This is a genomic window from Gordonia liuliyuniae (genome assembly GCF_021738805.1).
Lineage (GTDB): Bacteria > Actinomycetota > Actinomycetes > Mycobacteriales > Mycobacteriaceae > Gordonia > Gordonia liuliyuniae.
Map to the genome: position 1 here is coordinate 51,225 of NZ_JAKKOR010000011.1, position 21,416 is coordinate 72,640.

Sequence of the window (21,416 nt, forward strand, 5' to 3'; positions counted from 1 at the left end):
CAGGCCGTGACGCTCAACCTGTACGACACCGCATCGCGCGAGGTCCGCGAATTCGTTCCCCTGCAACCCGGGACGGTCGGCGTGTACCTGTGTGGCGCCACGGTGCAGGGCGTTCCGCACATAGGTCACGTCCGCAGCGGTATCGCATTCGACGTCCTCCGCCGCTGGCTCGCTTACCGCGGCTATGACGTGCTCTTCGTCCGCAATGTCACCGACATCGACGACAAGATCCTCCGCAAAGCCGCCGACGCGGGCCGCCCCTGGTGGGAGTGGGCGGCGACCCATGAGCGAGCGTTCACCAAGGCGTATACCGCGCTCGGGGTCCTGCCGCCGTCCGTGGAACCGCGGGCGACCGGCTTCATCACCCAGATGGTCGAGTACATGCAGCGGCTGATCGACCGCGGCCACGCGTACGTTGCAGACGGCAACGTCTACTTCGACGTGCAGAGTCTTCCCGAATACGGCAGCCTGTCCGGACACAAACTCGACGACGTCCATCAGGGCGAGAGCGCGGGGACCGGTAAACGCGATCCGCGTGACTTCACACTGTGGAAGGCGGCCAAGCCTGAGGAGCCGTCGTGGCCGACGCCGTGGGGCGACGGTCGGCCCGGCTGGCATCTGGAGTGCTCGGCGATGGCGACGTCACTACTCGGTAGCGAGTTCGACATCCATTGTGGCGGTATGGATCTGGTGTTCCCGCATCACGAGAACGAGATCGCTCAGAGCCACGGTGCCGGCGACGCGTTCGCTCGATACTGGCTGCACAACGGCTGGGTGACGATGAGTGGCGAGAAGATGAGCAAATCACTCGGCAACGTCGTCGCGATCCCCGCGATGCTGGAGAAGGTGCGCGCAGTGGAACTGCGCTACTACCTCGGCAGCGCGCACTACCGTTCGATGCTCGAGTACTCCGACGGCGCGCTGTCGGAGGCCGCGGCGGGTTACCGACGCATCGAGTCGTTCGTGCACCGAGTGGCTGAGCGCGTCGGCGATGTCGCGGTCGGCGAGGTGTCGACGGACTTCGCGGCGGCCCTCGACGACGATCTCGCCGTGCCCGCCGCGCTCGCCGCCGTCCACAACGCTGTCCGCGAAGGCAATACCGCTCTCGAATCCGGAGACTCGGCTACAGCGCTGGCGATCGCGGAGAAGGTGCGAGCGATGACCGCGATCCTCGGCACTGACCCGCTCGACGAGCATTGGACGTCGGACGGGACAGACGACGCGTCGACCGCGGCACTGGACGTGCTGATCGGCGCCGAACTGGAACGCCGTGCCGCTGCACGCGCGGCGAAGGACTGGGCGGTCGCCGACGAAGTCCGCGACCGACTCGCGGAGGCAGGCGTCGAAGTGACCGATACCCCCGACGGCGCCCAGTGGGCGCTCAAGACGAAGGACTAGCAGATGGCCGGCAACTCGCAACGCAAGGGAGCTGTCCGGAAGTCGGGCAGCAAGAAGGGGCAGACCACCGGTTCCGGTGGCCAGCGTCGCCGTGGCCTCGAAGGCCGCGGTGCAACCCCGAAAGCTGAGGACCGCGTCTACCACGCGAAACACAAGAAGGCGAAGGTCGCGGCGAAGGCGTCGAGCGGGCGCCCGCGCAACACGCGCAAGTCGGACGATGGCGGACCCGAGTACGTGCTCGGCCGCAATCCGGTCGTCGAATGCCTCCGCGCAGACGTTCCGGCGACGGCGCTATACGTGCAACTCGGCGTCGAAGCCGACGATCGTGTACGCGAGGCCGTGCACACCGCGGGCGACCGCGGCATCTCGATCCTCGAAGTCGGCAGGGGCGAACTCGACCGGATGTCGCCGAACGGCCTGCACCAGGGTCTCGCGCTGCAGGTGCCCGAATACCGGTACGCGCACCCGGACGATCTGATGGCCGACGCGCGGGCGTCGTCGACGCAGCCGCTGCTCGTGGCTCTCGATAACATCACCGATCCGCGCAACCTGGGTGCGGTGATCCGCTCGGTGGCCGCCTTCGGCGGGCACGGGGTGTTGATCCCGCAGCGTCGCAGTGCCGGCGTGACGGCTGTCGCGTGGCGGACGAGTGCGGGTGCAGCCGCGCGGCTGCCCGTGGCTCAGGCGCCGAATCTGACGCGCACGCTGGTCGACTGGGCCAAGTCGGGGGCGCAGATCGTCGGGCTCGACGCGGGCGGTGACGTCAGCCTCGACGAGTACGACGGCACCGGACCAGTGGTCGTCGTGGTCGGCTCCGAAGGTAAGGGGCTGTCACGGCTGGTCCGTGAGACCTGCGACTCGATCCTGTCAGTTCCGATGGCAGGTGACGTCGAGAGTCTCAACGCGTCGGTCGCCGCCGGAGTCGTGCTCGGCGAGTTCGCGCGTCAACGTCGTCTCAGCTCGTAGGTCTCGGCCGCGCCGGCGACGGCAGCACCGTCACGGCCATCCCTCGACGGCGGGCACGTCGCCGTCGTCGACGGCTCTCGCGAACTGCGCGTGGTCGGCGTAGTTCTGATCGGCGTACGCGAACGCGAACGCAGCAAACGATTCGCCTGCCTTCGGCGACGATCCGAGGTAGTCGTCGATGGCCTTCGGGTCGCCGCCGCGTGAGTGCGCGCGAGCCAGGACGTGTCCGCACGCGGTGGCGAACTGCGCCAGACGTGGCGCGATGATCTCCCCTTTGGGGATCACCTTGCCGTCGCGGAACTGGCGGACGTAGAAGTCCATCGGCTGCTCGGCCTGGTCGTGGGCGGAGATCGACGTCCATCCGACGAACACGTCGGTGGCGCTCTGGATCAACCGCTGGCCGTGAATCACGCGTGATCCGTGGTTGTCGTACGGGCTCGGGTCGAGGAACTGCTCGTACACCGACGGCCCGGCCTGCTTCACCTGCAGGAATATCGGGTCGCCGGTGCGGCGTTCCTCGCTGAGGGTCAGAAACACGCGCATGCCGACGCTGCCGACCCCCACTACCTGCTGGACGGCGTCGACCAGGTCGTACCGCGACCACAACGACGAGATGTGGTCGGGGACGGACTCCTGGTACTGGCGGATGATCGATTCGAGCTCGCCGTGATGGTTCGCGAGGGCGTGCGTACGGTACGGCGGATCTTCGACGATCCGCCGCTCGCCGTCGACGACGTCGGTCAACTTCTGGTAGACGCCCCTGCTCGATCGTTTCGCGGCTCGTTTCTCGATGATCGCGTCGAGGCGGTGGTCGTCGTCGATCGCCGTGTAGTCGACGAGCTGCCCGGCGTTGACGGAGTCGTACCAGATGTCGAGCTCGGGCCAGGTCGCGTACTTCTTGATCTGTTCGCGGTACCCGGAGTATCCGGCGGCGACGGCGGTATGCGCGCTGTCGGCGACGCCGTCTGCTCTGGCCAGGACCACCAGGCTGGTCAAGAATCGTTTGACGTCCCACTCGAAGGGGCCCTGCAGAGTCTCGTCGAAGTCGCGGAGGTCGAACGCGAGGTTGCGTTCCGGTGTGTTCCAGAGGCCGAAGTTGAGGACGTGCGCGTCGCCGCACAGCTGCACCATGATCCCGGTGTGCGCGGCGGACGCGAGATCGGCGGCCATCACCGCTGCCGCCCCGCGGTAGTAGGTCCACCCGGTCGCGGCCATCCGGCCGTGCCGCAGGGGGAGGAGTCCCGCGTCGCGGATGGTGTTCTGCGCGAGGACGGTCGCGAGCGGGGCATGGCCGCGTTGTGCCGGATCCCAGCGGCCGAGAGCACGGCGCCCGACCGTCTTCCGTTGGGTCGCACCGTCGATCGTGACGATCTTGCCCGGTCTCGACGCGAAGGCGGTCTCGCCCTGCCACAGGTTCATGCGACTATCATCTCGCGTCCGCGCGCACGCCGGGCATCGATGAGGTGATCGCCGGTGAATCGACGAAGACGACACGGCCGAATGACAATCAGGTCACACGATTCTGGAAATTCAGCGTTTGTTCATTAACCTGTAAGCCGTGTTGCAAGAACTTCAGCCGGGGTTCTTCGATCGTGTACGTCGCCTGACGTCGCGACGTGTCGAACTCGGTACGCGCGGATGGTCTCTCGTCGTGCTCGCACTCGTCGCATTCGTCGTGGTCATCGAGATCGTCGCGCAGGTGTACGACATCCGGGGGCCGGTCGATCTGCTGGCGCACGACTTCGTCGGTCGCCCGGGCATCGGTGAGATCAAGTTGGCGGGTCTGGTGCTCGCCCTCGTCTGCATGCCCGCTCGCCTGCGCTGGTGGATGCTTGGCGCGGTCGTCCTGCTCGAAGGCGTCTGGAATCTGCAGCGGGTGATCGTCGGGAACCCGGGGACCGTCGGCAACGGCATCCTGTTCGGGCTCGTCGGCACCGGTCTCTACGCATTCTGGAAGCTGCACGGCTCGGAGAAGTCGGCGACGTTGAAGGCCGTCGGCCTCGGTCTGATGATGCCGATCATGGGTCGCGTCGGCGACGCCTGGCTGGTGTTGTCGGCCAAAGCGAACCCGAAGGTCCTCGACGAGTACGTCGAGGTGGCCGACCGGGCGCTCGGCTCGCCGTCGTGGGTGATGGGCCGGATCGTGACCGACAGCGCGTTCCTGACCGAAGTGTTGAGCACGGTGTACGTCTTCCTTCCGGTCGGTGCGGCGATTATCGCGTTCTTCCAACTGCGGAACGTCGCGCGCGAGGGTTTCCCGCGGCATCACATCATCCGCACCTTCCTGCTGATCGGCATGATCGGCCCGATCGTCTACTTCATCTTCCCGGTGGTCGGCCCGGCCTACGCGTTCGGGCATGAACACCCCGGTGCAGGCTGGGTCGACGTGTGGCCGTGGGTGACACCCGACATCACCGAGCCGGTCGCCAGGTTCTTTGACCAGGGCATTGCCCGGAACTGCATGCCGAGCCTGCACACGGCATGGGCGACGTGCATCCTCCTGCACGGTCTGCGCGGATCGACGGCGTCGCGGATCTTCGGCATCGTGTGGTTCGTCTGCACGATCGCCGCGACCCTCGGCTTCGGCTACCACTACGCGATCGACATCCTCGCGGGCATCGTGTTCACGCTGACCATCGAGGCCGCGTTGACTCGCCCGGAGACCGGATGGACACGTCTCCGCATGGGAGTCGTAGCGGCAGGCTTCGTCGTGTTCGCGGGCCTGCTCCTGCTGACGCGCCTTGCCGCAGTCCCGATGTCGACCGGCGGCGCCGGAGCGGCCGTCCTGCTGCTGGCGCCCGTGGGAATGATCGCGATCGCCTTCCTGTTCGTCGAGAGACCGGAACTGCTGTCGGTCGGGCAACGTCCCGGCGGTCCGACGACACCGTCATTGCGCCAGCGCTCGCAGGCGTGAGGCGACGCTAAGCGGGCTTGAGCCGTCCGCGCGTCTTCTTCATCTGTAACAAGCTGTCGGTTGTCAGCAGGATTAGGGCGATCCAGACGATGCCGAATCCGATCCAGCGTTCGGCCGGCAGGTGCTCGTGCAGGACGAGCACCGCGCACAGCAATTGGACGATCGGCGTCACGAACTGGATCAACCCGACGGTGACGAGTGGGATGCGCCGGGCAGCTGCGGCGAAGAACAGCAAGGGGACAGCGGTCGCGACGCCGGACAGACAGAGCAGCGCGGTGTGCACGCCACCGTGGTCGCCGAAGTCCAGGCCCGACGACGTGCTCGCGACGACGCCGAAGATCACCAGGGCGGGCGGCGTCAGGATCGCCGTCTCCAACGACAGGCTGTGCAGCGCCGGAAGCCGGGCGCCGACCTTGTTCTTCGCCAGGCCGTATCCCGCGAACGATCCGGCGAGGGCGAGGGCGGTGAACGGGATACGACCGCCCGCGATCGCGAGATACAGCCCCGCGACGACACCGACGGCGACCGCGGCCCACTGGAGGGCACGCAGCCGCTCGTGCAGCACCACCACTCCCAGTGCGACGGTGACGAGTGGGTTCAGGAAGTAGCCGAGTGCGGCGTCGCTCGTGTGTCCGGATGTGACCGCGGCGACGTACACGACCCAGTTGATCGCGATCAGGAATGCCGCGACCGTGACACCCGCCAACAGTCGCCGTTGCCCGCGGAGTTCGGCGATCCACCGCCAGTCGCGCATCACCAGCAGCACGACCACGCACAGCAGGAGCGTCCACACGATGCGGTGGGCGAGGATCTCCCACGGTCCGGTCGGACGGAGCGCGTCGAAGAACAGTGGGAACAGCCCCCAGGTCCCGTAGGCGGCGAAGCCTGCGAGGACTCCGCGCGTGGACTGGGGGACGACGCGTGCGCTCATCGGGCGCGCACGTCGATCCCTGCGTCCGCCAGCGCATCGCGTACGGCGCGCGCATGAGCGAGGGCGCCTGGCGTGTCGCCGTGCAGGCACACCGACGTCGCGTCCACGTCGAGCCGGGTCCCGTCGACGGCGACGATGTGTCCGCTGCGGGCGAGCGTCACGACGCGGTCGGCGATCGTGGCGGAGTCGTGCAGGAGCGCACCCGGTTCGGTGCGCGGCACAAGCGTTCCTCGCGACGTGTAACCGCGGTCGGCGAACGCTTCAGTGATAACCGGGACGTCGGCGGCGATCGCGAGACGCGCAACCGTGGAGCCGGGCAGACACATCAACGGCAGTCCGGTGTGGGCGACGGCGTCGACCACGGCGCGCGCCTGCTGTTCGTGACTCACGACGGTGTTGTAGAGCGCCCCGTGCGGCTTCACGTATTCGACTGCGCCACCGACGGATTCGGCGAGCGTCCGCAGCGCCCCCACCTGGTAGAGGACGTCGGCGAGCAGATCGTCCGGCGCGACGTCCATGAACCGTCGACCGAAGCCCGTCACGTCCGGGTAGGAGACCTGCGCCCCGATGCGGACATCCGATGCGACGGCCGCCGCGCAGGCGTCGCGCAGCACGGTCGGTGTGCCCGCGTGGAAACCGCACGCGATGTTCGCGCTGCTGATGAGCGGCATCATCGCGGCGTCGTCCCCGACGCCCTCTCCGAGGTCGGCGTTGAGGTCGATGACGGAGTGCGAGCGCATCCTGTCAAGGGTAGTCTCGCCCGTTTCGAGGTCGGCGACGCCGGTTCCCCTGTCGCCTATAGTGTGGGCGCATGGCAGTGATGGACACGACGGTGACGACCGCCGACGGCGCAGTTCAGGGATACCGCGGCCGCGGCGGGCGCAAGGGGACGATCGCGTGGAAGGGAATCCCGTTCGCGGCGCCGCCGGTCGGTCAGCGTCGATGGCGTGCCCCCGAGCCCGTAGTGCCGTGGCCAGGGGTCCTCGACTGTGAGGATTACGGGAACGCACCCGTCCAGGACAAGCTCTTCACCGCCCGCGGCGCCGGCCGCTTCCAGCCGCGCCATGAGGATTGTCTGACGGTCAACGTGTTCACACCCGACTCGGTGTCGTCGACGCCGCGACCGGTGATGGTGTTCAACTACGGCGGCGCATACATCCTCGGCAGCACGTCGACCCCGATCTACGACGGCGCATACCTCGCACGTTCGCGGGACGTGATCGTGGTGACCGTCAACTACCGTGTCGGTCCGCTCGGGTTCCTCGACCTGTCCGACTACTCGACACCGGAGCGGCGATTCGACTCGAATCTCGGTCTACGCGACATGGTGGCCGGACTCGAGTGGGTGCAACGGAACATCGCCGCGTTCGGCGGCGACCCCGGCCGGGTCACCGTATTCGGGGAGAGTGCGGGCGGGTCGGCGGCGCTCACCCTGCTGTCGACTCCTGCCGCAGCCGGACTGTTCGCCGGCGCGATCTCGCAGAGTCCGGCTCCGGACCTGGTGGTGGACAAAGACAACGCGCGGATCTTCGCCGACGAGTTCGTGCGACTGCTCATCGACCCGACGCGGCGTGACGGAGCCGAACGCACTGATCCGCCGATGGATCCCGACGTCGTCGCGCGCGTCGTCGACTCCGCCAGTGGGATGGACCTCGTGCGCACCGGCAACAGACTGCTGGGTTTCGCGCGGGCCGCCGGACTGTCGGATCCGATGCCGTTCGCGCCGACCGTCGACGGCGACTACCTGCCGCAGCGGCCGAACGACGCAGCGCGCGACGGCAATACGCACCAGGTGCCGTTGATAATCGGGCACAACAAGGACGAGGGGGAGTTGTTCGCACGGTTCTGGAACATCCTGCCCGACGGTTCACAGGCGTTGGTCGGCGTCGACGACCCCGAGATCCGCACCGAACTGGAACTGCTCTACCCGGGCACACGAGACCATGTGCGCCTGTCCGCCGACGCGACGTTCTGGATTCCGACCCAGATGTTCGCTGGATACCACAGCGTGCACGCGCCGACCTACGTCTACCGCTACGACTATGCGCCGACCGTGCTGAACGCGACGGGGATCGGCGCGACCCATGCGACCGAACTGTTCGCCGTGTTTGGCATCTACCGTGACCCGATCGGTGCGGGGCTCGCCGCCGCGGGCAGTTGGGGCTCGACCAAGCGGATCACCGCGACGATGCAGTCGCATTGGAGTTGGTTCGCACGCAAGGGTGTGCCGTCGCCGAGCTGGCCGCGTTACACGGTCGAGGACCGCCGCGTGATGATTCTCGACGATCCGTCGCATGTCGCCGTCGATCCCGACGGTGCGCGGCGTCGCGCGTGGGAGCGTGTGCATCTGGCGGTCAGCGGGTGACTCGTCGGCGACCGGGGCTGCTCGTATCGGTGTGTGCGGCGACGCTGCTGGTCGGCGCGTGTAGTTCCGGCGACGACATCGCCGAACCGACGATCTCGACGACCCCGCCGCAGACCGCCTCGGAGGCCCCGATATCCCAGGCCCCGATATCCCAGACTTCAATCTCCCAGACCCCGACGCTGCCGCCGCCCTACATCGAGGGTGCGGACTGGGTGGACACCGAAGTCGGGCCGAGCCTGCAGGTTCGGCCGACTCGCAACGGACGGGACGTCTCGGGCGGCACCGCGGGCGACGAAGCGTGGGGCGAGGTCCTCGCGCTGCATCTGGACGCCGACAGTCCGGGCATGCGTGCTCAGTTCGACTGCCATTGGACGTTCGCGCGCCTAGTCGACCCGGAGAAGACAAGTTGGAACCTCGAACCGCGGCGGCCCGTCGTCAGCGAGTCGGAGATGATCTCGACGCGGTGCAACCCGGGTTTTCCGGAAGAGAAGTAGCGCTGATCAGTCCCGGCGTCGCGTCCCGACGAGTCGACAGATCACGTAAACGGCGAACGAGATGGTCGTGACTGCGACCGACACCGGGAGTTCGGGTGCGAGTGACAGGATGAGGCCGCCGACCGCTGCCAGTTCGGCGAACACCACTGACAGCATCAGCACCTTGGTCGGGTCAGCCGTCAGCCGCGCGGCCGCCGCGGCCGGGGTGATCAGCAGGCTCATCACGAGCAGCGCTCCGATGATCTGCACACCCTGTGCCGCCGCGAGACCGACGAGGATCGCGAAGATCACCGACAGGAATCGAGTGGGGACTCCAGCCGTCTCGGCGACTCTGGGGTCGAGGCTGGCGAACAGCAGCGGCCGGTAGATGATCGCGTAGACGACGAGAACGACGGCTGCGGTGACGCCGACCGCGATCAGACCGTCCGTGCCGACACTGACCACCTGGCCGGTCAGCAGGGCGAACCCCTGCCCCACGCGACCGTGCAGCGACAGGAACAAGACGCCGAGGCCGAGCCCGAACGCCATGACGACGCCGATCACCGAATCGCGTTCGCGTGCGCGCTGACCGAGCAGACCGAAGACGGCGGCCGCGAGGACCGCGCCGATCACGCCGCCGATGTTCACCCCGACCCCGGCGAGGAGCGCGGCGGCCGCACCGGTGAACGAGAGTTCGGCTGCGCCGTGCACCGCGAAGCTCATCTGGCGCGCGACGATCATCGGCCCCAGGACGCCGCCGATGAGACCGAGGAGGGCTATCGCAAGCAGCGACTGCTGCACGAATGTGTACGACAGCAGGTGGCCGGTCTCCGAGAACTGGAAGAACTGCCCCATGTTCGCTGCCAGGGGCGTCGAGGTCACGAAGCCGCCTCGTCGGCGTAGCCGTGCTCGACGCAGTGGTGGGAGTCCTCGCCGCCCACCACGACCAGTCGCCCGCCGATGCGGACCACTTCGATCGGGCTGCCGTACAGATCGGACAGGGCCGCCGAGTTCATCACCTCGTCGACGGTCCCGATCCGGAATCTGCCGTCGGCGAGGTAGAGCACGCGGTCGACGAACGGCAGCACGGGGTTCAATTCGTGCGTGACGAACAGGACGGCGGTGCGCGCGCGTCGCCGTCGGGCGTCGAGAAGGTCGACGACCACCTGCTGACTGGTCAGGTCGAGGCTCGCGAGCGGCTCGTCGCACAACAGGATCGACGGGTCGCGCGTCAACGCCTGCGCGATCCGGAGGCGTTGCTGTTCGCCGCCCGACAGCAGGCCGACTGCAGTGTTCGCGTATCGGGTCGCGTCGACTTCGGCGAGCGCCGCGTCGACTCGAGTGCGGCGTGAGCGCAGGCCACGCAGGCCCATGCCCCAAGATCCGCCGTCAGCGCCGAAACCGACGAGGTCGCGGCCGCGCAGCATCATCGTGTCGGAGTCGTCTGCGTGCTGCTGCGGGATGTAGCCGATGCGTCCGTTCGCCGTCACGTCACCTTCGGTGAGCGCAACCTGTCCGAGGACCGAGCGGAGCAACGTCGTCTTCCCGGAACCGTTCGGGCCGAGCACGGCGATGAACTCGCCGGGTGCGACGTCCAGATCCAAGTCACGCCACAGGGTCCGGGTGTCGAACGACAGTCCGGACCCGGTGAAGCGCAGTACGGCCTCACTCACGCGTTCAGCGCCTTCTCCAGTTGTGCGATCTGCGTCGACTGCCAGGCCACGTAGCTGTCGGCGCCTTCGGGCAGCGACTCGGTGAACTCGACGACCGGCACGCCGGACGACTTCGCAGTGGCCAGCACCGATTCGGTCGCTGGGTCGACCGACTGCACGTTGTAGATCAGGGCCGAGACCTTGTGAGCCCGCAACAGATCGTCGAAGGCGGCTCGGTCGGCGGCCGATGGTGACTGGCCCTCTTCGACAGCCGCCGTGAATCCGGCGGGTGCGATATCGGTGATCCCGGCCTCGCTCAGCAGGGTCGTCGCGAGCGGCTCGGTCGCCGCGACCTCGGTGTTCGGGTGGTCGGAACCGAGCTTGGTCATCCGGGCGCGCAGCTGGTCGATCTCGGTACGGAACGCCTTGGCATTCGCGCGGTACTCGTCGGCGTGAACCGGGGCCACTTCGGCGAGCGCGTCCGCGATGTCGTCGGCGGTGTCGGCGACGACGGGCAGTGTGTAGAACGCGTGCTCGGTGGCATCGTGGTCGTGACCCGCATGATCCCCGTGGTCGTGTTCGTCCCCGTCCCCGTCCCCGTCCTCGTGGTCGTGCTCGTCGTCGAGGGCGCTGACCTGGTGGCCTTCGGCGTCGGCGGCGATGCGCTCCATGTAGGCGTCGTAGTGGCCGCCGTTCATCACGATCACGTTCGCGTCGAGAACGCGCGCGGCGTCGGCGTTGGTCGGCTCGAACTCGTGGGGATCGCCGTTGGGGGTGTCGAAGAGCGCGGAGACGTCGGCGTTGTCGCCTGCGACCGCGTCGGCGACCGACGCCCACACGCTGGTCGACGCCACCACAACGGGATGGTCGGTGTCCTGCGGTCCGGAATCGTCACTGCAGGCGACGAGGCCTGCGGTCAGGACGGCGGCCGACGCGAGGGCGGCGGCCAGGCGGAAACGACGTGCAGAAGGCATGCGGTGAGGGCTCCGGATTCAAGGCTGAAATGTAATGACAATCGTTACCGACAATACTAGGGCGCGGACGAAGTGTTTGTCGAAGCGATGCGTGAACATGCATCTGTCACCGTCGCCGATCTCCGTATTCTCCGATGGTTACGCTGGAGGACATGACGGGTCGACACCTCCCGCGGCGGCTGGCACTGATCTCCGTGCACACGTCGCCGCTCGCGCAGCCGGGGACCGGCGACGCCGGCGGACTCAACGTCTACGTGTGGCAGACCGCGACCCGTCTGGCGCGACGAGGTGTGGAAGTTGAGATCTTCACGCGGGCAACGTCGTCGGCCGACGAACCGAGCGTCGAGGCCGCTCCCGGGGTCACCGTGCGCCACGTGCCGGCCGGACCGTTCGACGGCCTCGACAAACGTGATCTGCCCGGCCAACTGTGCGCGTTCTCGGCCAATGTGCTGCGCGCCGAAGCGGCGCAGGATCCCGGTTACTACGACTTGATCCACTCTCACTACTGGCTGTCCGGTCAAGTCGGCTGGCTGGCCCGCGACCGGTGGGGCGTCCCGCTGGTGCACACTGCGCACACGCTCGCCGCGGTCAAGAACGCGTCGCTTGCGATCGGCGACACCGCGGAACCGATGCTGCGCGTCATCGGTGAGCAGCAGGTGGTCGACGAAGCTGACCGGCTGGTGGTGAACACGGCGACCGAGGGTTCGGAACTGGTCGACCTGTACGGAGCCGATCCGTCGCGGGTGGACGTCGTCGTCCCGGGGGCGGACCTGGACCGGTATTCGCCAGGATCCAAGCTCGCGGCGCGTGCGAAGCTCGGCCTCGACCCCAACGACGTGCTCGTCACATTCGTCGGTCGCATCCAGCCGCTGAAAGCGCCCGACGTGCTCTTACGGGCCATGGCGCCGTTGATCCACGCTGACCGCACCGGCCGACTGCGGCTCCTGGTCGTCGGTGGACCGTCGGGCAACGGTGCCGGTCTGCCGGAGACACTCATCGAGCTGGCTGCCGAGCTCGGCGTGACCGAACGGGTCACGTTCCTGCCGCCCCAGGCGCCTGACGATCTCGCTCAGGTGTACCGGGCGTCCGATCTCGTCTCCGTCCCCAGTTACTCGGAGAGCTTCGGGCTGGTCGCCGTCGAAGCACAGGCGTGTGGGATCCCCGTGCTGGCCGCCGACGTCGGCGGTCTGTGCGTGGCGGTCGCCGACGGCGTGACCGGACAACTCGTCGCCGGACACGGCATCGCGGAGTGGACCGACTCGCTGGCGGGTCTGCTCGCGGACCCGGATCGGCTGCGCGCGATGGGGATGCGGGCCGCGGTACACGCCGAGAAGTTCTCGTGGGAGCACACCACCGATGCGTTGCTGGCCAGCTACGACCGTGCTCTCGTCGGGTACCGCGGGGTCGGCGGGCGCGGAACCGGCCGGTTCGGTCTGCGCCGTCGGCGTGGGCGGACCCGGCTGACGGTGTGAGCATTCCCCGCACTTCGAGTGCAGCGGATCGACGGATGGAGACCAGATGACCACGACCGACTACACCGCGACGTTGCGGGCCGCCCTCGACGAATCGGGGATCGACTACGCACGCAAGTCCTCCGGTGGCGCGAAATCCGAGCATCTCGTCGTCGAACTGCCCGGCGAGAAGAAGCTCAAGACGACGGTTCTGCTGACGGCGGGCATGCACGGGGTCCGAGTGGAGGCGTTCGTGTGCCGTCGCGCCGACGAGGAACTCGAAGCGGTCTACCGGTACCTACTCAAGCGCAACCGGCGGCTGTACGGCGTCGCCTACACCATCGACAATGCGGGCGATATCTACCTGGTCGGCCGGATCTCGGCGGACGCAGTCAGCCGCGACGAGATCGACCGCGTGCTCGGGCAAGTCCTGGAAGCCGCCGACGGCGACTTCAATCAGATCCTGGAGATCGGCTTCCTCACGTCGATCAAACGCGAGTGGGCGTGGCGATCCGCGCGCGGCGAGCCCATGAAAAACCTGGAGGCGTTCGCCCACCTGATCGACCCCGATGACCTGCCGGAGATCCCGCCGCTCGCTGAATCGGGCGCACTCGACGACATCGGTGAGCCGTCCGGGGAGTGAACCGCCGATAGTGACAACAGGGATTGGTATGGTCGGGCGGATCTCCTCCACCGACGAAGGACCGCCATGACATTCGCATCCCCGTTCCCGGCCGTCGACATCCCCGACGTCAGCGTCTACGACTTCCTGTTCGGTTCTCTCGCCGACGACGACCGCGACCGGGCGGCTCTGGTCGACAGTGTCTCCGGAGCCACCACGACCTACGGTCAACTCGTCGCCCAGATCGACGCCGCCGCGGGCGCTCTCGCCGCCCGAGGCGTCGGGGTCGGCGACGTGATCGCGATCCTGTCGCCGAACATCCCCGCGTTCGCGTCCGTCTTCCACGGCGTCCTGCGGTCCGGGGCGACCGCGACCACGTTGAACGCGCTGTTCACCGCGAACGAGATCACCAAACAGCTGCGGGACTCCGACGCCCGGATGATCATCACGATCTCGCTGATGGCGCCGCAGGCTCTCGAGGCCGCGCGTGCGGTCGGCATCGCCGACGGCGACGTCGTCGTCCTCGACGGTGAGGGGTCTGCGTCGACCGGGCATCCGAACGCCGCAGAACTCCTCGGTGCAGGCCTGTCCGCGCCCGACGTGTCCTTCGACCCGGCGACGCACGTCGCCGCGCTCCCGTACAGCTCCGGCACCACGGGGAACCCGAAAGGGGTCAAGCTCAGTCACCGGAACCTCGTCGCGAATGTGTCCCAGACCGCGCCCATCCAAGGCTTCCGGAGCGACGACGTCGTCCTCGCGGTGCTCCCGTTCTTCCACATTTACGGGATGACGGTGCTGCTCAACGCGGCTCTGAAGGCCCGGGCGACGCTGGTCGTCATGCCGAAGTTCGACCTCGTCGCCTTCCTGGAGAACATCGCGAGCCGGAAGGTGACGTACACCTTCATCGCGCCCCCGATCGCCGTCGCGCTCGCCAAACATCCGATCGTCGACCAGTACGACGTGTCGTCGCTACACACCATCGTCTCGGGCGCCGCGCCGCTTGACGAGGAGCTCGGTGACACCGTCGCCCGGCGGCTGGACCTGCGGATGCTGCAGGGCTTCGGCATGACCGAACTGTCGCCGGTCAGCCACGTGATCCCGTTCGACGGGGGAGAGACGACCATGGGCCGGCTCGCGTCGCTCCAGTCGTGCGGATGGCCGATCCCGAACACTGAGAACCGAATCGTCGACCCGGCCACCGGGGAGGACGTCGATCCGCCAGCCGAAGGCACGTCCGCGCCCGGGGAACTATGGGTGAGCGGACCCAACGTGATGCTCGGATACCTGAACAACGACCAGGCCACCGCCGAGACGATCGTCGACGGCCACTGGCTGCGCACCGGCGATATGGCGACCGTCGACTACGACGGCTGCGTCACCATCGTCGACCGCCTCAAAGAGCTCATCAAGTACAAGGGCTATCAGGTGCCGCCAGCTGAACTCGAAGCGCTGCTACTGACCCACCCTCAGATCGCCGACGCCGCGGTGATCGGCGTCAACGACGCAGACGGCGAGGAGATCCCGAAGGCGTTCGTCGTCCTGCAGGAGGGTGCGCAGCTGACCGAGGACGAAGTCATCGCCTTCACCGCCGAACGGGTCGCCCCGTACAAGAAGGTCCGTGCCGTCGAGTTCATCGAGACGGTTCCGAAGTCGGCATCGGGCAAGATCCTGCGTAAGAATCTGCGGGGGTAGTGCAGGACGCGGTCAGCGGGTAGTCGTTGAACGCGGGTAGTCGCTGAACGTGGTAGTCGTTTAGCGCAGCACTGCACGTGATGAGGAGACGACGATGACGGCAGACGACGTGACACTCGTTCAGGAGCGGCACGGGCGCGTCCTGGTCCTCCGGCTCAATCGGCCGGACGCACGGAATTCGCTGACCAGTGGGCTGATCGGAGAGATTCAGCGGGCGCAGGTGGCTGCGGGGAAGGATGACGGTGTCGACGCCGTCATCCTCACCGGGACCGATCCCGCGTTCTGCGCGGGCCTGGACCTGGCCGAACTTGGCGGCACCGGCGAGAACTTGATGGCGGTTCCCGACCCGGACATCCCGCCGGGGCACCGGTGGAAACCGCTAAGCAAACCGGTGATCGGTGCGATCAACGGTGCGGCCGTCACCGGCGGTCTCGAACTCGCGCTGGGCTGCGACTTCCTGATCGCGTCCGAGAAGGCGAGGTTTGCCGATACCCACGCTCGCTTCGGGCTGGCTCCGAGTTGGGGGATGACCGCACGGCTCCCGGCTCTCGTCGGCCGTGCGTTCGCGCTGCGGATGAGTCTGTCGGGTGATTTCGTCGACGCGCAGACGGCGCTGCGAGTCGGGCTCGTCACCGAGGTCGTCGCGCACGACACGCTGTTGGACCGGGCACTGGACGTCGCCTCGACCATCGCGGGCAACGATCGATCGGGCGTGCGCACCCTCCTGGCGTCGTATCGGCGGGCCGAGAGGCATCTCCTCGACCCGGCGCTCGTCGTCGAACAGGAGACGAGCGACGAATGGAAGAAGACCTTTGACCCGTCGGTCGTGGCGGACCGCCGCTCCTCGGTCATCGACCGCGGGCGCGACCAGGTGCGCCGTTAGCGATATGGGAAACTGACGTACATGAGCAACGGCACCCTGATCTTGATGCGTCACGGCGAGAGCGAATGGAACGCGTCCAACCAGTTCACCGGCTGGGTGGACGTCGCGCTGACCGAGAAGGGCCGCGCCGAAGCGGTCCGCGCTGGCGAACTCCTCACCGAGCACGATCTGCTTCCCGACGTCCTTTACACGTCGCTGTTGCGTCGCGCGATCATCACTGCACAGATCGCACTCGACACCGCAGACCGCCACTGGATCCCGGTGGTGCGCGACTGGCGACTCAACGAACGTCACTACGGTGCACTTCAGGGCCTGAACAAGGCCGAGACCAAGGCAAAGTACGGCGACGAGCAATTCATGCTGTGGCGCCGCAGTTACGACACGCCTCCGCCCGCGATCGAGGCCGACGCCGAATACAGCCAGGTCGGGGATCCTCGATACGACGGCATCGACGTGCCTCTCACCGAATGCCTGCTCGACGTCGTCAAGCGGTTCATCCCGTACTACACGGAGACGATCGAAGCCGACCTCCGGGCCGGTAAGACCGTGCTGATCGCCGCGCACGGTAACTCGCTGCGCGCCCTGGTCAAGCACCTGGACGGGATCTCCGACGAGGACATCGCCGGGCTGAACATCCCGACCGGCAACCCGCTGCGATACGACCTCGACGACGATCTGCGTCCGATCACGCCCGGCGGCGTCTACCTCGATCCGGACGCCGCCGCGGCAGGCGTCGCGGCCGTCGCCGCGCAGGGCGAGAAGAAGTAGCGACACTCGCCAGTTCGCGCCCTGAGCGCTTTCCTGGGTGCGTCCTCCACTCGGGCCAATCGGTGCGTTCCCCTGTGACCTCGGCTACATTGGAAGGCATGGCAGACGCGACGATTTCGGTGACACATCTGGCCGAGCGTGAGCGCTACCGCGCTGACCTCGCAGACGATGATTCGGGTCCGGTCGAGGTCGGGTACATCGACTACACGACCGACGGTGACCATCTCGCCCTCACGCACACCGTCATATACGACCGTTGGGGCGGAAGGGGATTCGCGGCCGAGCTGGTCAAGCAAGTCCTCGACGATATCCGGGCGAACGGGCGAAGCGTCGTCCCGGTCTGCACGTACGTCGCCAGTTACCTGGAGAAGCATCCGGAGTATTCGGACCTCGTCGCGTCGTGACCGGCGCGGCGAGCGCCGATCATCGGGAGTTCATTTGCGTGTAACCAGCATTGCTCCGGCGTGAATGGACGGCGAAGACTGGCTGCCCAAGCTGCGAACTCCAGGCGGTGACCGTAAGATTCCGGGTGTGTCCGAAACCAGCGGGGGTCGCCTGATCGACGGTGCCGCGGCGAATGGGCGGTTCGGTCCGGCGCGAGTCGATGCCGGGCACCTGGACCCGATCGACGCCACCGACGTGTCCCGCACCCATCTGCTCACGATGATGGTGGCGAAAGCGGAGACCGGGATCGTGATGGTCGACGAATTCCACACCGTCGTGATGTTCAACGACCGGGCCACCGAACTCGGCATGGTGCGCGGCGTCCTCGCGGACGCGATCGCCGAAGGCGTCGCCGAAGTCATGTCGACCGGAGCCGACCGCCGCTTCGACTTCTCGCCGCCGCACTCGACCCTCGGTTTCGTCTCCGCGGGTCGCGCGGTGCCGCGCCCGGTCGACACCGTCCGGTGCGTGGCGAGCCTCGCCGAGGTCAACGGCGAACGCTTCGTACTCGTGTACGGCGACGACGACTCCACCAACCAGCGCGTCGAGGCGACCCGTCGCGACTTCGCCGCCAACGTCTCCCACGAACTGAAGACGCCGCTCGGTGCGATCAGCCTGATGGCCGAAGCGATGCTCGAATCGCGTGACGATCCGAGCGCGGTGGAGCACTTCGGGCGAAGAGTCCTCAAAGAGGCGACTCGAATGGGGTCGCTCGTCAACGAGCTCATCGGACTATCCAAGCTGCAGGACGGCAGCGTCGCCGACCTCGTACCCGTCGACGTCGACGCACTCGTCGACGACGCGCTCGCGGGAGCAGGTGTCTCCGCCGAGGTCGCGGAGATCGAACTCGTCGTGGACCAGCCGAGCGCGCTGACCGTGCAAGGGGACCGCACGCTGCTCCTCACCGCACTGAGCAACCTGCTCGTCAATGCGATCAACCACTCGCCGACGGGCGACGTCGTGTCGGTCAGCCGCAAGGAGGTCATCATCGACGACTGTCCGATGGCGTGCATCGCGGTCACCGACCGGGGCATCGGCATCGCGCCCGCAGACCAGCAACGAGTGTTCGAACGGTTCTACCGAGTCGACAAGGCGAGGTCACGTGCCACCGGCGGCACCGGTCTCGGCCTGGCAATCGTCAAGCATGTGGCAGCCAGCCACGGCGGACACATCGGGCTGTGGAGCAAGCCGGGGACCGGCTCCACGTTCAGCCTCTACATACCTATCGATGAAACCCCGGCCTACTCAGAGGAACAGTCGCGTTGACGCATGTACTGATCGTCGAAGACGAAGAATCGCTGGCCGACCCGTTGGCCTTCCTGCTCCGCAAGGAGGGTTTCGAGGCGAGCATCGTCAATGACGGAACGCAGGCACTGCCCGCATTCGATCGCATCAACCCGGACATCGTCTTGCTCGACCTGATGCTCCCCGGAGTGTCCGGAACAGACATCTGCAAGTCCATCCGCGCCAAGTCGACGACGCCGGTCATCATGGTGACCGCGCGCGACAGCGAGATCGACAAGGTGGTCGGGCTCGAACTGGGCGCCGACGACTACGTGACCAAGCCGTACTCGGCTCGTGAACTGATCGCGCGGATCCGGGCGGTGATGCGCCGCGGCGGTGTCGTCGCCGACGACGAGGACGCCGCGATCGGCGTCATCGAAGTAGGGCCGGTCCGCATGGACGTGCAACGGCACACGGTGAGCGTCGGCGGCGCCGAACTGACGCTTCCGCTCAAGGAATTCGACCTCCTCGAGTACCTGCTGCGGAACTCCGGCCGCGTCCTGACCCGCAGCCAGCTGATCGACCGCGTGTGGGGCGCCGACTACGTCGGCGACACCAAGACACTCGACGTCCACGTCAAACGTCTGCGGTCCAAGGTCGAGCCGGACTCGTCGCAGCCGCGACACTTGGTGACCGTCCGAGGGCTCGGGTACAAGTTCGAGGCGTAGCGCGCACCTACATCTGTTCGTACTTCAGATCGGTCTCGCGGCGGGAGGTGGCGGCGGCCGTCGCCGGATGGACGGCGATCAGGCCGAGGCCGTCGCGGCGACGACACGCGTCGGCGAGCACGGCGTAGGCCTGCGCGCCGATCAGTTCGATGAGCTCCGGGCGGTACGACTCGTACACCTGGGTCGCGCCGATGTGCGCGTCCGGCGACCCCGAGCAGTACCAGTCGAGGTCGTGCCCGCCCTCGCCCCACCCTCGCCGATCGAACTCGGTGAGAGTGGTCTTCAGGACCTCGGTTCCGTCGGGGCGGGTCACCCAGTCCTGTTCGCGACGCATCGGTAGCTGCCAGCACACGTCGGGTTTTACCGTCAGCGGTTCGAGGCCCTTGCGCAACGCCATCGAATGCAGCGAACAGCCCTGTCCGGCGGCAAAACCCGGCCTGTTCAAGAAGATGCACGCGCCGTCGTGCAGTCGGGTCTTCAACGCGGGTTCGCCGTCGATGTCCTCGTTCTCCTCCAGATATCCGCCCGGCCCGAGCGGATCGTCGCCTGCCCCCTCGTCATGGAACTGCCAGTCGTCGGGTGTCAGCATGACGACCCCCGCGGCAAGACGGTCACGATCGTCGTCGTCGGTCAGGTACGCACCGTGGGTGCAACACCCGTCGGTCGGACGGTCCGCGATGATGCCACGACACGCCGGGGTGCCGAACACGCATGTCCACCGGGACAGCAGCCAGGTGAGGTCGGCGCTCACCAGATGCTCGGGGTCGGCGGGGTCGACGAACTCGTACCATTCCCGCGCGAAATCGAGGTCGACTTCGCGCGCGGGGGACGGTTGCGGCTGCTCTGGTGACACGGGAAATCCTCTCGACACTGCGGGTCCACCGTAGTCGTGAATCGCGTCGTGACTCGCATCGACGTGTATCGCCGAGTAGTTTGAACCGGTGCGACTTGGAGTGCTCGACGTGGGCAGCAACACCGTGCATTTGCTCGTTGTCGACGCGCATCGGGGTGGCCATCCCACTCCGATGAGTTCGACCAAAGCCGTGCTGCGGCTGGCCGAGGAGATCGACGACGCGGGACGGATGCGCGATTCCGGTGCGCAAGCGCTGGTTTCGACAACCGAAGAGTTCACCCGGATCGCGAACTCGTCCGGGTGCGAGCAGATCATGGCGTTTGCGACGTCCGCGGTCCGTGACGCCACCAACTGCGACGACGTGCTCCGCAGCGTGAAGGACGCCTCCGGCCTGGAGATCGAAGTGCTCCACGGCACCGATGAAGCGCGGCTCACCTCGCTCGCCGTCCGACGCTGGTACGGGTGGAGCGCAGGCCGCATTCTCGCTCTCGATATCGGCGGCGGCAGCCTGGAGATGTCGAACGGCGTCGACGAAGAACCCGAGGTCGCGCTGTCGCTACCGCTCGGTGCGGGCAGGCTGACGCGTGAATGGCTGCAGGACGACCCGCCGAGCCGCCGTCGAGTCTCCATGCTCCGCGACTGGCTCGACGCCGAGCTGAAGCAGCCAGCGCGCGACCTGCGCGCGGTCGGCAAACCCGATCTAGCGGTCGGATCGTCGAAGACGTTCCGGTCGCTCGCGCGGTTGACGGGTGCGGCCCCGTCCGGGGCAGGCCCTCGCGTCAAACGCACCTTGACGGTGAGCGGGCTGCGGCAACTCACCGCCTTCATCTCGAGGATGACGACGGCCGACCGAGCCGAACTCGAAGGAGTCAGCGCGGACCGTGCTCCGCAGATCGTCGCGGGCGCATTGGTCGCCGAGGCCGCGATGCGTTCACTGGGAGTCGATACACTCGATATCTGTCCGTGGGCACTACGGGAAGGAGTCATTCTGCGCCGCCTCGATGCCGAGCCCGCAGGCACAATGACGACCAATCCGATCCAGACCGCGGACTGACAGACCACCACCACCCAGACATGC

21 protein-coding genes are annotated in these 21,416 nt (G+C 67.2%); 14 read left to right on the plus strand and 7 right to left on the minus strand.

Annotation, left to right across the window (positions count from 1 at the left end; genetic code table 11):
• The first annotated feature begins 6 nt into the window (after positions 1-6).
• Together cysS and rlmB are read left to right on the plus strand one after the other, a co-directional pair.
• Positions 7-1,398 carry a cysteine--tRNA ligase gene (cysS, locus tag L5G33_RS14250; protein WP_236998858.1) on the plus strand — a complete coding sequence of 464 codons (1,392 nt, stop codon included), beginning with the start codon at positions 7-9 and terminating at the stop codon, positions 1,396-1,398.
• 3 nt (positions 1,399-1,401) lie between these two features.
• On the plus strand, positions 1,402-2,364 hold the full coding sequence (gene rlmB, locus L5G33_RS14255; protein ID WP_236998859.1) for a 23S rRNA (guanosine(2251)-2'-O)-methyltransferase RlmB: 963 nt from the start codon (positions 1,402-1,404) through the stop codon (positions 2,362-2,364).
• A 30-nt stretch (positions 2,365-2,394) separates the two neighbouring features.
• On the opposite strand, the gene L5G33_RS14260 is transcribed toward rlmB, so the two are convergent.
• Complete coding sequence (locus L5G33_RS14260; RefSeq protein ID WP_236998860.1) at positions 2,395-3,783, minus strand: DUF2252 domain-containing protein; 1,389 nt, start codon at positions 3,781-3,783, stop codon at positions 2,395-2,397.
• Between the two features lie 139 nt (positions 3,784-3,922).
• Here L5G33_RS14260 and L5G33_RS14265 point away from each other — a divergent pair, with 139 nt between their 5' ends.
• On the plus strand, positions 3,923-5,278 hold the full coding sequence (locus tag L5G33_RS14265; protein ID WP_236998861.1) for a phosphatase PAP2 family protein: 1,356 nt from the start codon (positions 3,923-3,925) through the stop codon (positions 5,276-5,278).
• Positions 5,279-5,285: 7 nt separating this feature from the next.
• Here L5G33_RS14265 and rarD read toward each other — a convergent pair whose 3' ends face one another.
• Together rarD and L5G33_RS14275 are read right to left on the minus strand one after the other, a co-directional pair.
• Entirely contained in the window at positions 5,286-6,209 is a 924-nt protein-coding gene (rarD, locus tag L5G33_RS14270; RefSeq protein ID WP_236998862.1) for an EamA family transporter RarD, read from the minus strand.
• A complete protein-coding gene (locus L5G33_RS14275; RefSeq protein WP_236998863.1) occupies positions 6,206-6,949 on the minus strand; it encodes a LamB/YcsF family protein in 744 nt (247 codons plus the stop codon). Before L5G33_RS14275 ends, rarD begins: the two co-directional genes overlap by 4 nt.
• Positions 6,950-7,020: 71 nt before the next feature.
• Here L5G33_RS14275 and L5G33_RS14280 point away from each other — a divergent pair, with 71 nt between their 5' ends.
• Entirely contained in the window at positions 7,021-8,574 is a 1,554-nt protein-coding gene (locus L5G33_RS14280; protein ID WP_236998864.1) for a carboxylesterase/lipase family protein, read from the plus strand.
• Positions 8,571-9,068, plus strand: a complete 498-nt coding sequence (locus tag L5G33_RS14285; protein ID WP_236998865.1) for a DUF2599 domain-containing protein — start codon at positions 8,571-8,573, stop codon at positions 9,066-9,068. Before L5G33_RS14280 ends, L5G33_RS14285 begins: the two co-directional genes overlap by 4 nt.
• Positions 9,069-9,074: 6 nt before the next feature.
• Here L5G33_RS14285 and L5G33_RS14290 read toward each other — a convergent pair whose 3' ends face one another.
• Genes L5G33_RS14290 through L5G33_RS14300 form a run of 3 tightly spaced genes read right to left on the minus strand, consistent with a single transcriptional unit; the run spans position 9,075 to position 11,673 of the window.
• Positions 9,075-9,902: a metal ABC transporter permease gene (locus L5G33_RS14290; protein ID WP_236999156.1), complete on the minus strand. Its 828-nt coding sequence runs from the start codon at positions 9,900-9,902 to the stop codon at positions 9,075-9,077.
• 23 nt (positions 9,903-9,925) lie between these two features.
• The gene (locus L5G33_RS14295; protein WP_236998866.1) at positions 9,926-10,720 is read right to left on the minus strand and encodes a metal ABC transporter ATP-binding protein; all 795 of its coding nucleotides are present in this window, start codon (positions 10,718-10,720) and stop codon (positions 9,926-9,928) included.
• Positions 10,717-11,673, minus strand: coding sequence for a metal ABC transporter solute-binding protein, Zn/Mn family (locus tag L5G33_RS14300; RefSeq protein ID WP_236998867.1), 957 nt, complete (start codon positions 11,671-11,673; stop codon positions 10,717-10,719). The genes L5G33_RS14295 and L5G33_RS14300 overlap by 4 nt, the downstream gene beginning before the upstream one ends.
• 134 nt (positions 11,674-11,807) lie before the next feature.
• Here L5G33_RS14300 and mshA point away from each other — a divergent pair, with 134 nt between their 5' ends.
• The 8 genes from mshA to L5G33_RS14340 all read left to right on the plus strand — a co-directional run bounded on the left by mshA (position 11,808) and on the right by L5G33_RS14340 (position 19,485).
• A complete protein-coding gene (gene mshA / locus L5G33_RS14305; RefSeq protein WP_372476912.1) occupies positions 11,808-13,145 on the plus strand; it encodes a D-inositol-3-phosphate glycosyltransferase in 1,338 nt (445 codons plus the stop codon).
• A 46-nt stretch (positions 13,146-13,191) separates the two neighbouring features.
• On the plus strand, positions 13,192-13,767 hold the full coding sequence (locus tag L5G33_RS14310) for a type III secretion system chaperone family protein (RefSeq protein ID WP_236998869.1): 576 nt from the start codon (positions 13,192-13,194) through the stop codon (positions 13,765-13,767).
• 66 nt (positions 13,768-13,833) lie between these two features.
• Positions 13,834-15,438, plus strand: a complete 1,605-nt coding sequence (locus L5G33_RS14315) for an AMP-binding protein (protein WP_236998870.1) — start codon at positions 13,834-13,836, stop codon at positions 15,436-15,438.
• Between the two features lie 94 nt (positions 15,439-15,532).
• Complete coding sequence (locus tag L5G33_RS14320; RefSeq protein ID WP_236998871.1) at positions 15,533-16,321, plus strand: enoyl-CoA hydratase; 789 nt, start codon at positions 15,533-15,535, stop codon at positions 16,319-16,321.
• A 21-nt stretch (positions 16,322-16,342) separates the two neighbouring features.
• Positions 16,343-17,089, plus strand: coding sequence for a phosphoglyceromutase (locus L5G33_RS14325; RefSeq protein ID WP_236998872.1), 747 nt, complete (start codon positions 16,343-16,345; stop codon positions 17,087-17,089).
• A 98-nt stretch (positions 17,090-17,187) separates the two neighbouring features.
• Positions 17,188-17,493 carry a GNAT family N-acetyltransferase gene (locus L5G33_RS14330; protein ID WP_236998873.1) on the plus strand — a complete coding sequence of 102 codons (306 nt, stop codon included), beginning with the start codon at positions 17,188-17,190 and terminating at the stop codon, positions 17,491-17,493.
• A 127-nt stretch (positions 17,494-17,620) separates the two neighbouring features.
• Complete coding sequence (locus tag L5G33_RS14335; protein WP_236998874.1) at positions 17,621-18,799, plus strand: sensor histidine kinase; 1,179 nt, start codon at positions 17,621-17,623, stop codon at positions 18,797-18,799.
• Positions 18,796-19,485, plus strand: coding sequence for a winged helix-turn-helix domain-containing protein (locus tag L5G33_RS14340; RefSeq protein WP_236998875.1), 690 nt, complete (start codon positions 18,796-18,798; stop codon positions 19,483-19,485). Before L5G33_RS14335 ends, L5G33_RS14340 begins: the two co-directional genes overlap by 4 nt.
• A gap of 7 nt (positions 19,486-19,492) precedes the next feature.
• Here L5G33_RS14340 and L5G33_RS14345 read toward each other — a convergent pair whose 3' ends face one another.
• Positions 19,493-20,338 carry a DUF3109 family protein gene (locus tag L5G33_RS14345; protein WP_236998876.1) on the minus strand — a complete coding sequence of 282 codons (846 nt, stop codon included), beginning with the start codon at positions 20,336-20,338 and terminating at the stop codon, positions 19,493-19,495.
• Between the two features lie 88 nt (positions 20,339-20,426).
• Between L5G33_RS14345 and L5G33_RS14350 the strand changes: the two genes are divergently transcribed.
• Positions 20,427-21,392 carry a Ppx/GppA family phosphatase gene (locus tag L5G33_RS14350; protein WP_236998877.1) on the plus strand — a complete coding sequence of 322 codons (966 nt, stop codon included), beginning with the start codon at positions 20,427-20,429 and terminating at the stop codon, positions 21,390-21,392.
• The last annotated feature ends 24 nt before the right edge of the window (positions 21,393-21,416 follow it).

Bases quoted from the DNA above. Each gene is read 5' to 3' on its own strand.
- rlmB (WP_236998859.1), top strand. From the start codon at position 1,402: ATGGCCGGCAACTCGCAACGCAAGGGAGCTGTCCGGAAGTCGGGCAGC.
- L5G33_RS14260 (WP_236998860.1), bottom strand. From the start codon at position 3,783: ATGAACCTGTGGCAGGGCGAGACCGCCTTCGCGTCGAGACCGGGCAAG.
- rarD (WP_236998862.1), bottom strand. From the start codon at position 6,209: ATGAGCGCACGCGTCGTCCCCCAGTCCACGCGCGGAGTCCTCGCAGGC.
- L5G33_RS14275 (WP_236998863.1), bottom strand. From the start codon at position 6,949: ATGCGCTCGCACTCCGTCATCGACCTCAACGCCGACCTCGGAGAGGGC.
- L5G33_RS14280 (WP_236998864.1), top strand. From the start codon at position 7,021: ATGGCAGTGATGGACACGACGGTGACGACCGCCGACGGCGCAGTTCAG.
- L5G33_RS14290 (WP_236999156.1), bottom strand. From the start codon at position 9,902: ATGGGGCAGTTCTTCCAGTTCTCGGAGACCGGCCACCTGCTGTCGTAC.
- L5G33_RS14300 (WP_236998867.1), bottom strand. From the start codon at position 11,673: ATGCCTTCTGCACGTCGTTTCCGCCTGGCCGCCGCCCTCGCGTCGGCC.
- mshA (WP_372476912.1), top strand. From the start codon at position 11,808: ATGGTTACGCTGGAGGACATGACGGGTCGACACCTCCCGCGGCGGCTG.
- L5G33_RS14310 (WP_236998869.1), top strand. From the start codon at position 13,192: ATGACCACGACCGACTACACCGCGACGTTGCGGGCCGCCCTCGACGAA.
- L5G33_RS14315 (WP_236998870.1), top strand. From the start codon at position 13,834: ATGACATTCGCATCCCCGTTCCCGGCCGTCGACATCCCCGACGTCAGC.
- L5G33_RS14320 (WP_236998871.1), top strand. From the start codon at position 15,533: ATGACGGCAGACGACGTGACACTCGTTCAGGAGCGGCACGGGCGCGTC.
- L5G33_RS14325 (WP_236998872.1), top strand. From the start codon at position 16,343: ATGAGCAACGGCACCCTGATCTTGATGCGTCACGGCGAGAGCGAATGG.
- L5G33_RS14330 (WP_236998873.1), top strand. From the start codon at position 17,188: ATGGCAGACGCGACGATTTCGGTGACACATCTGGCCGAGCGTGAGCGC.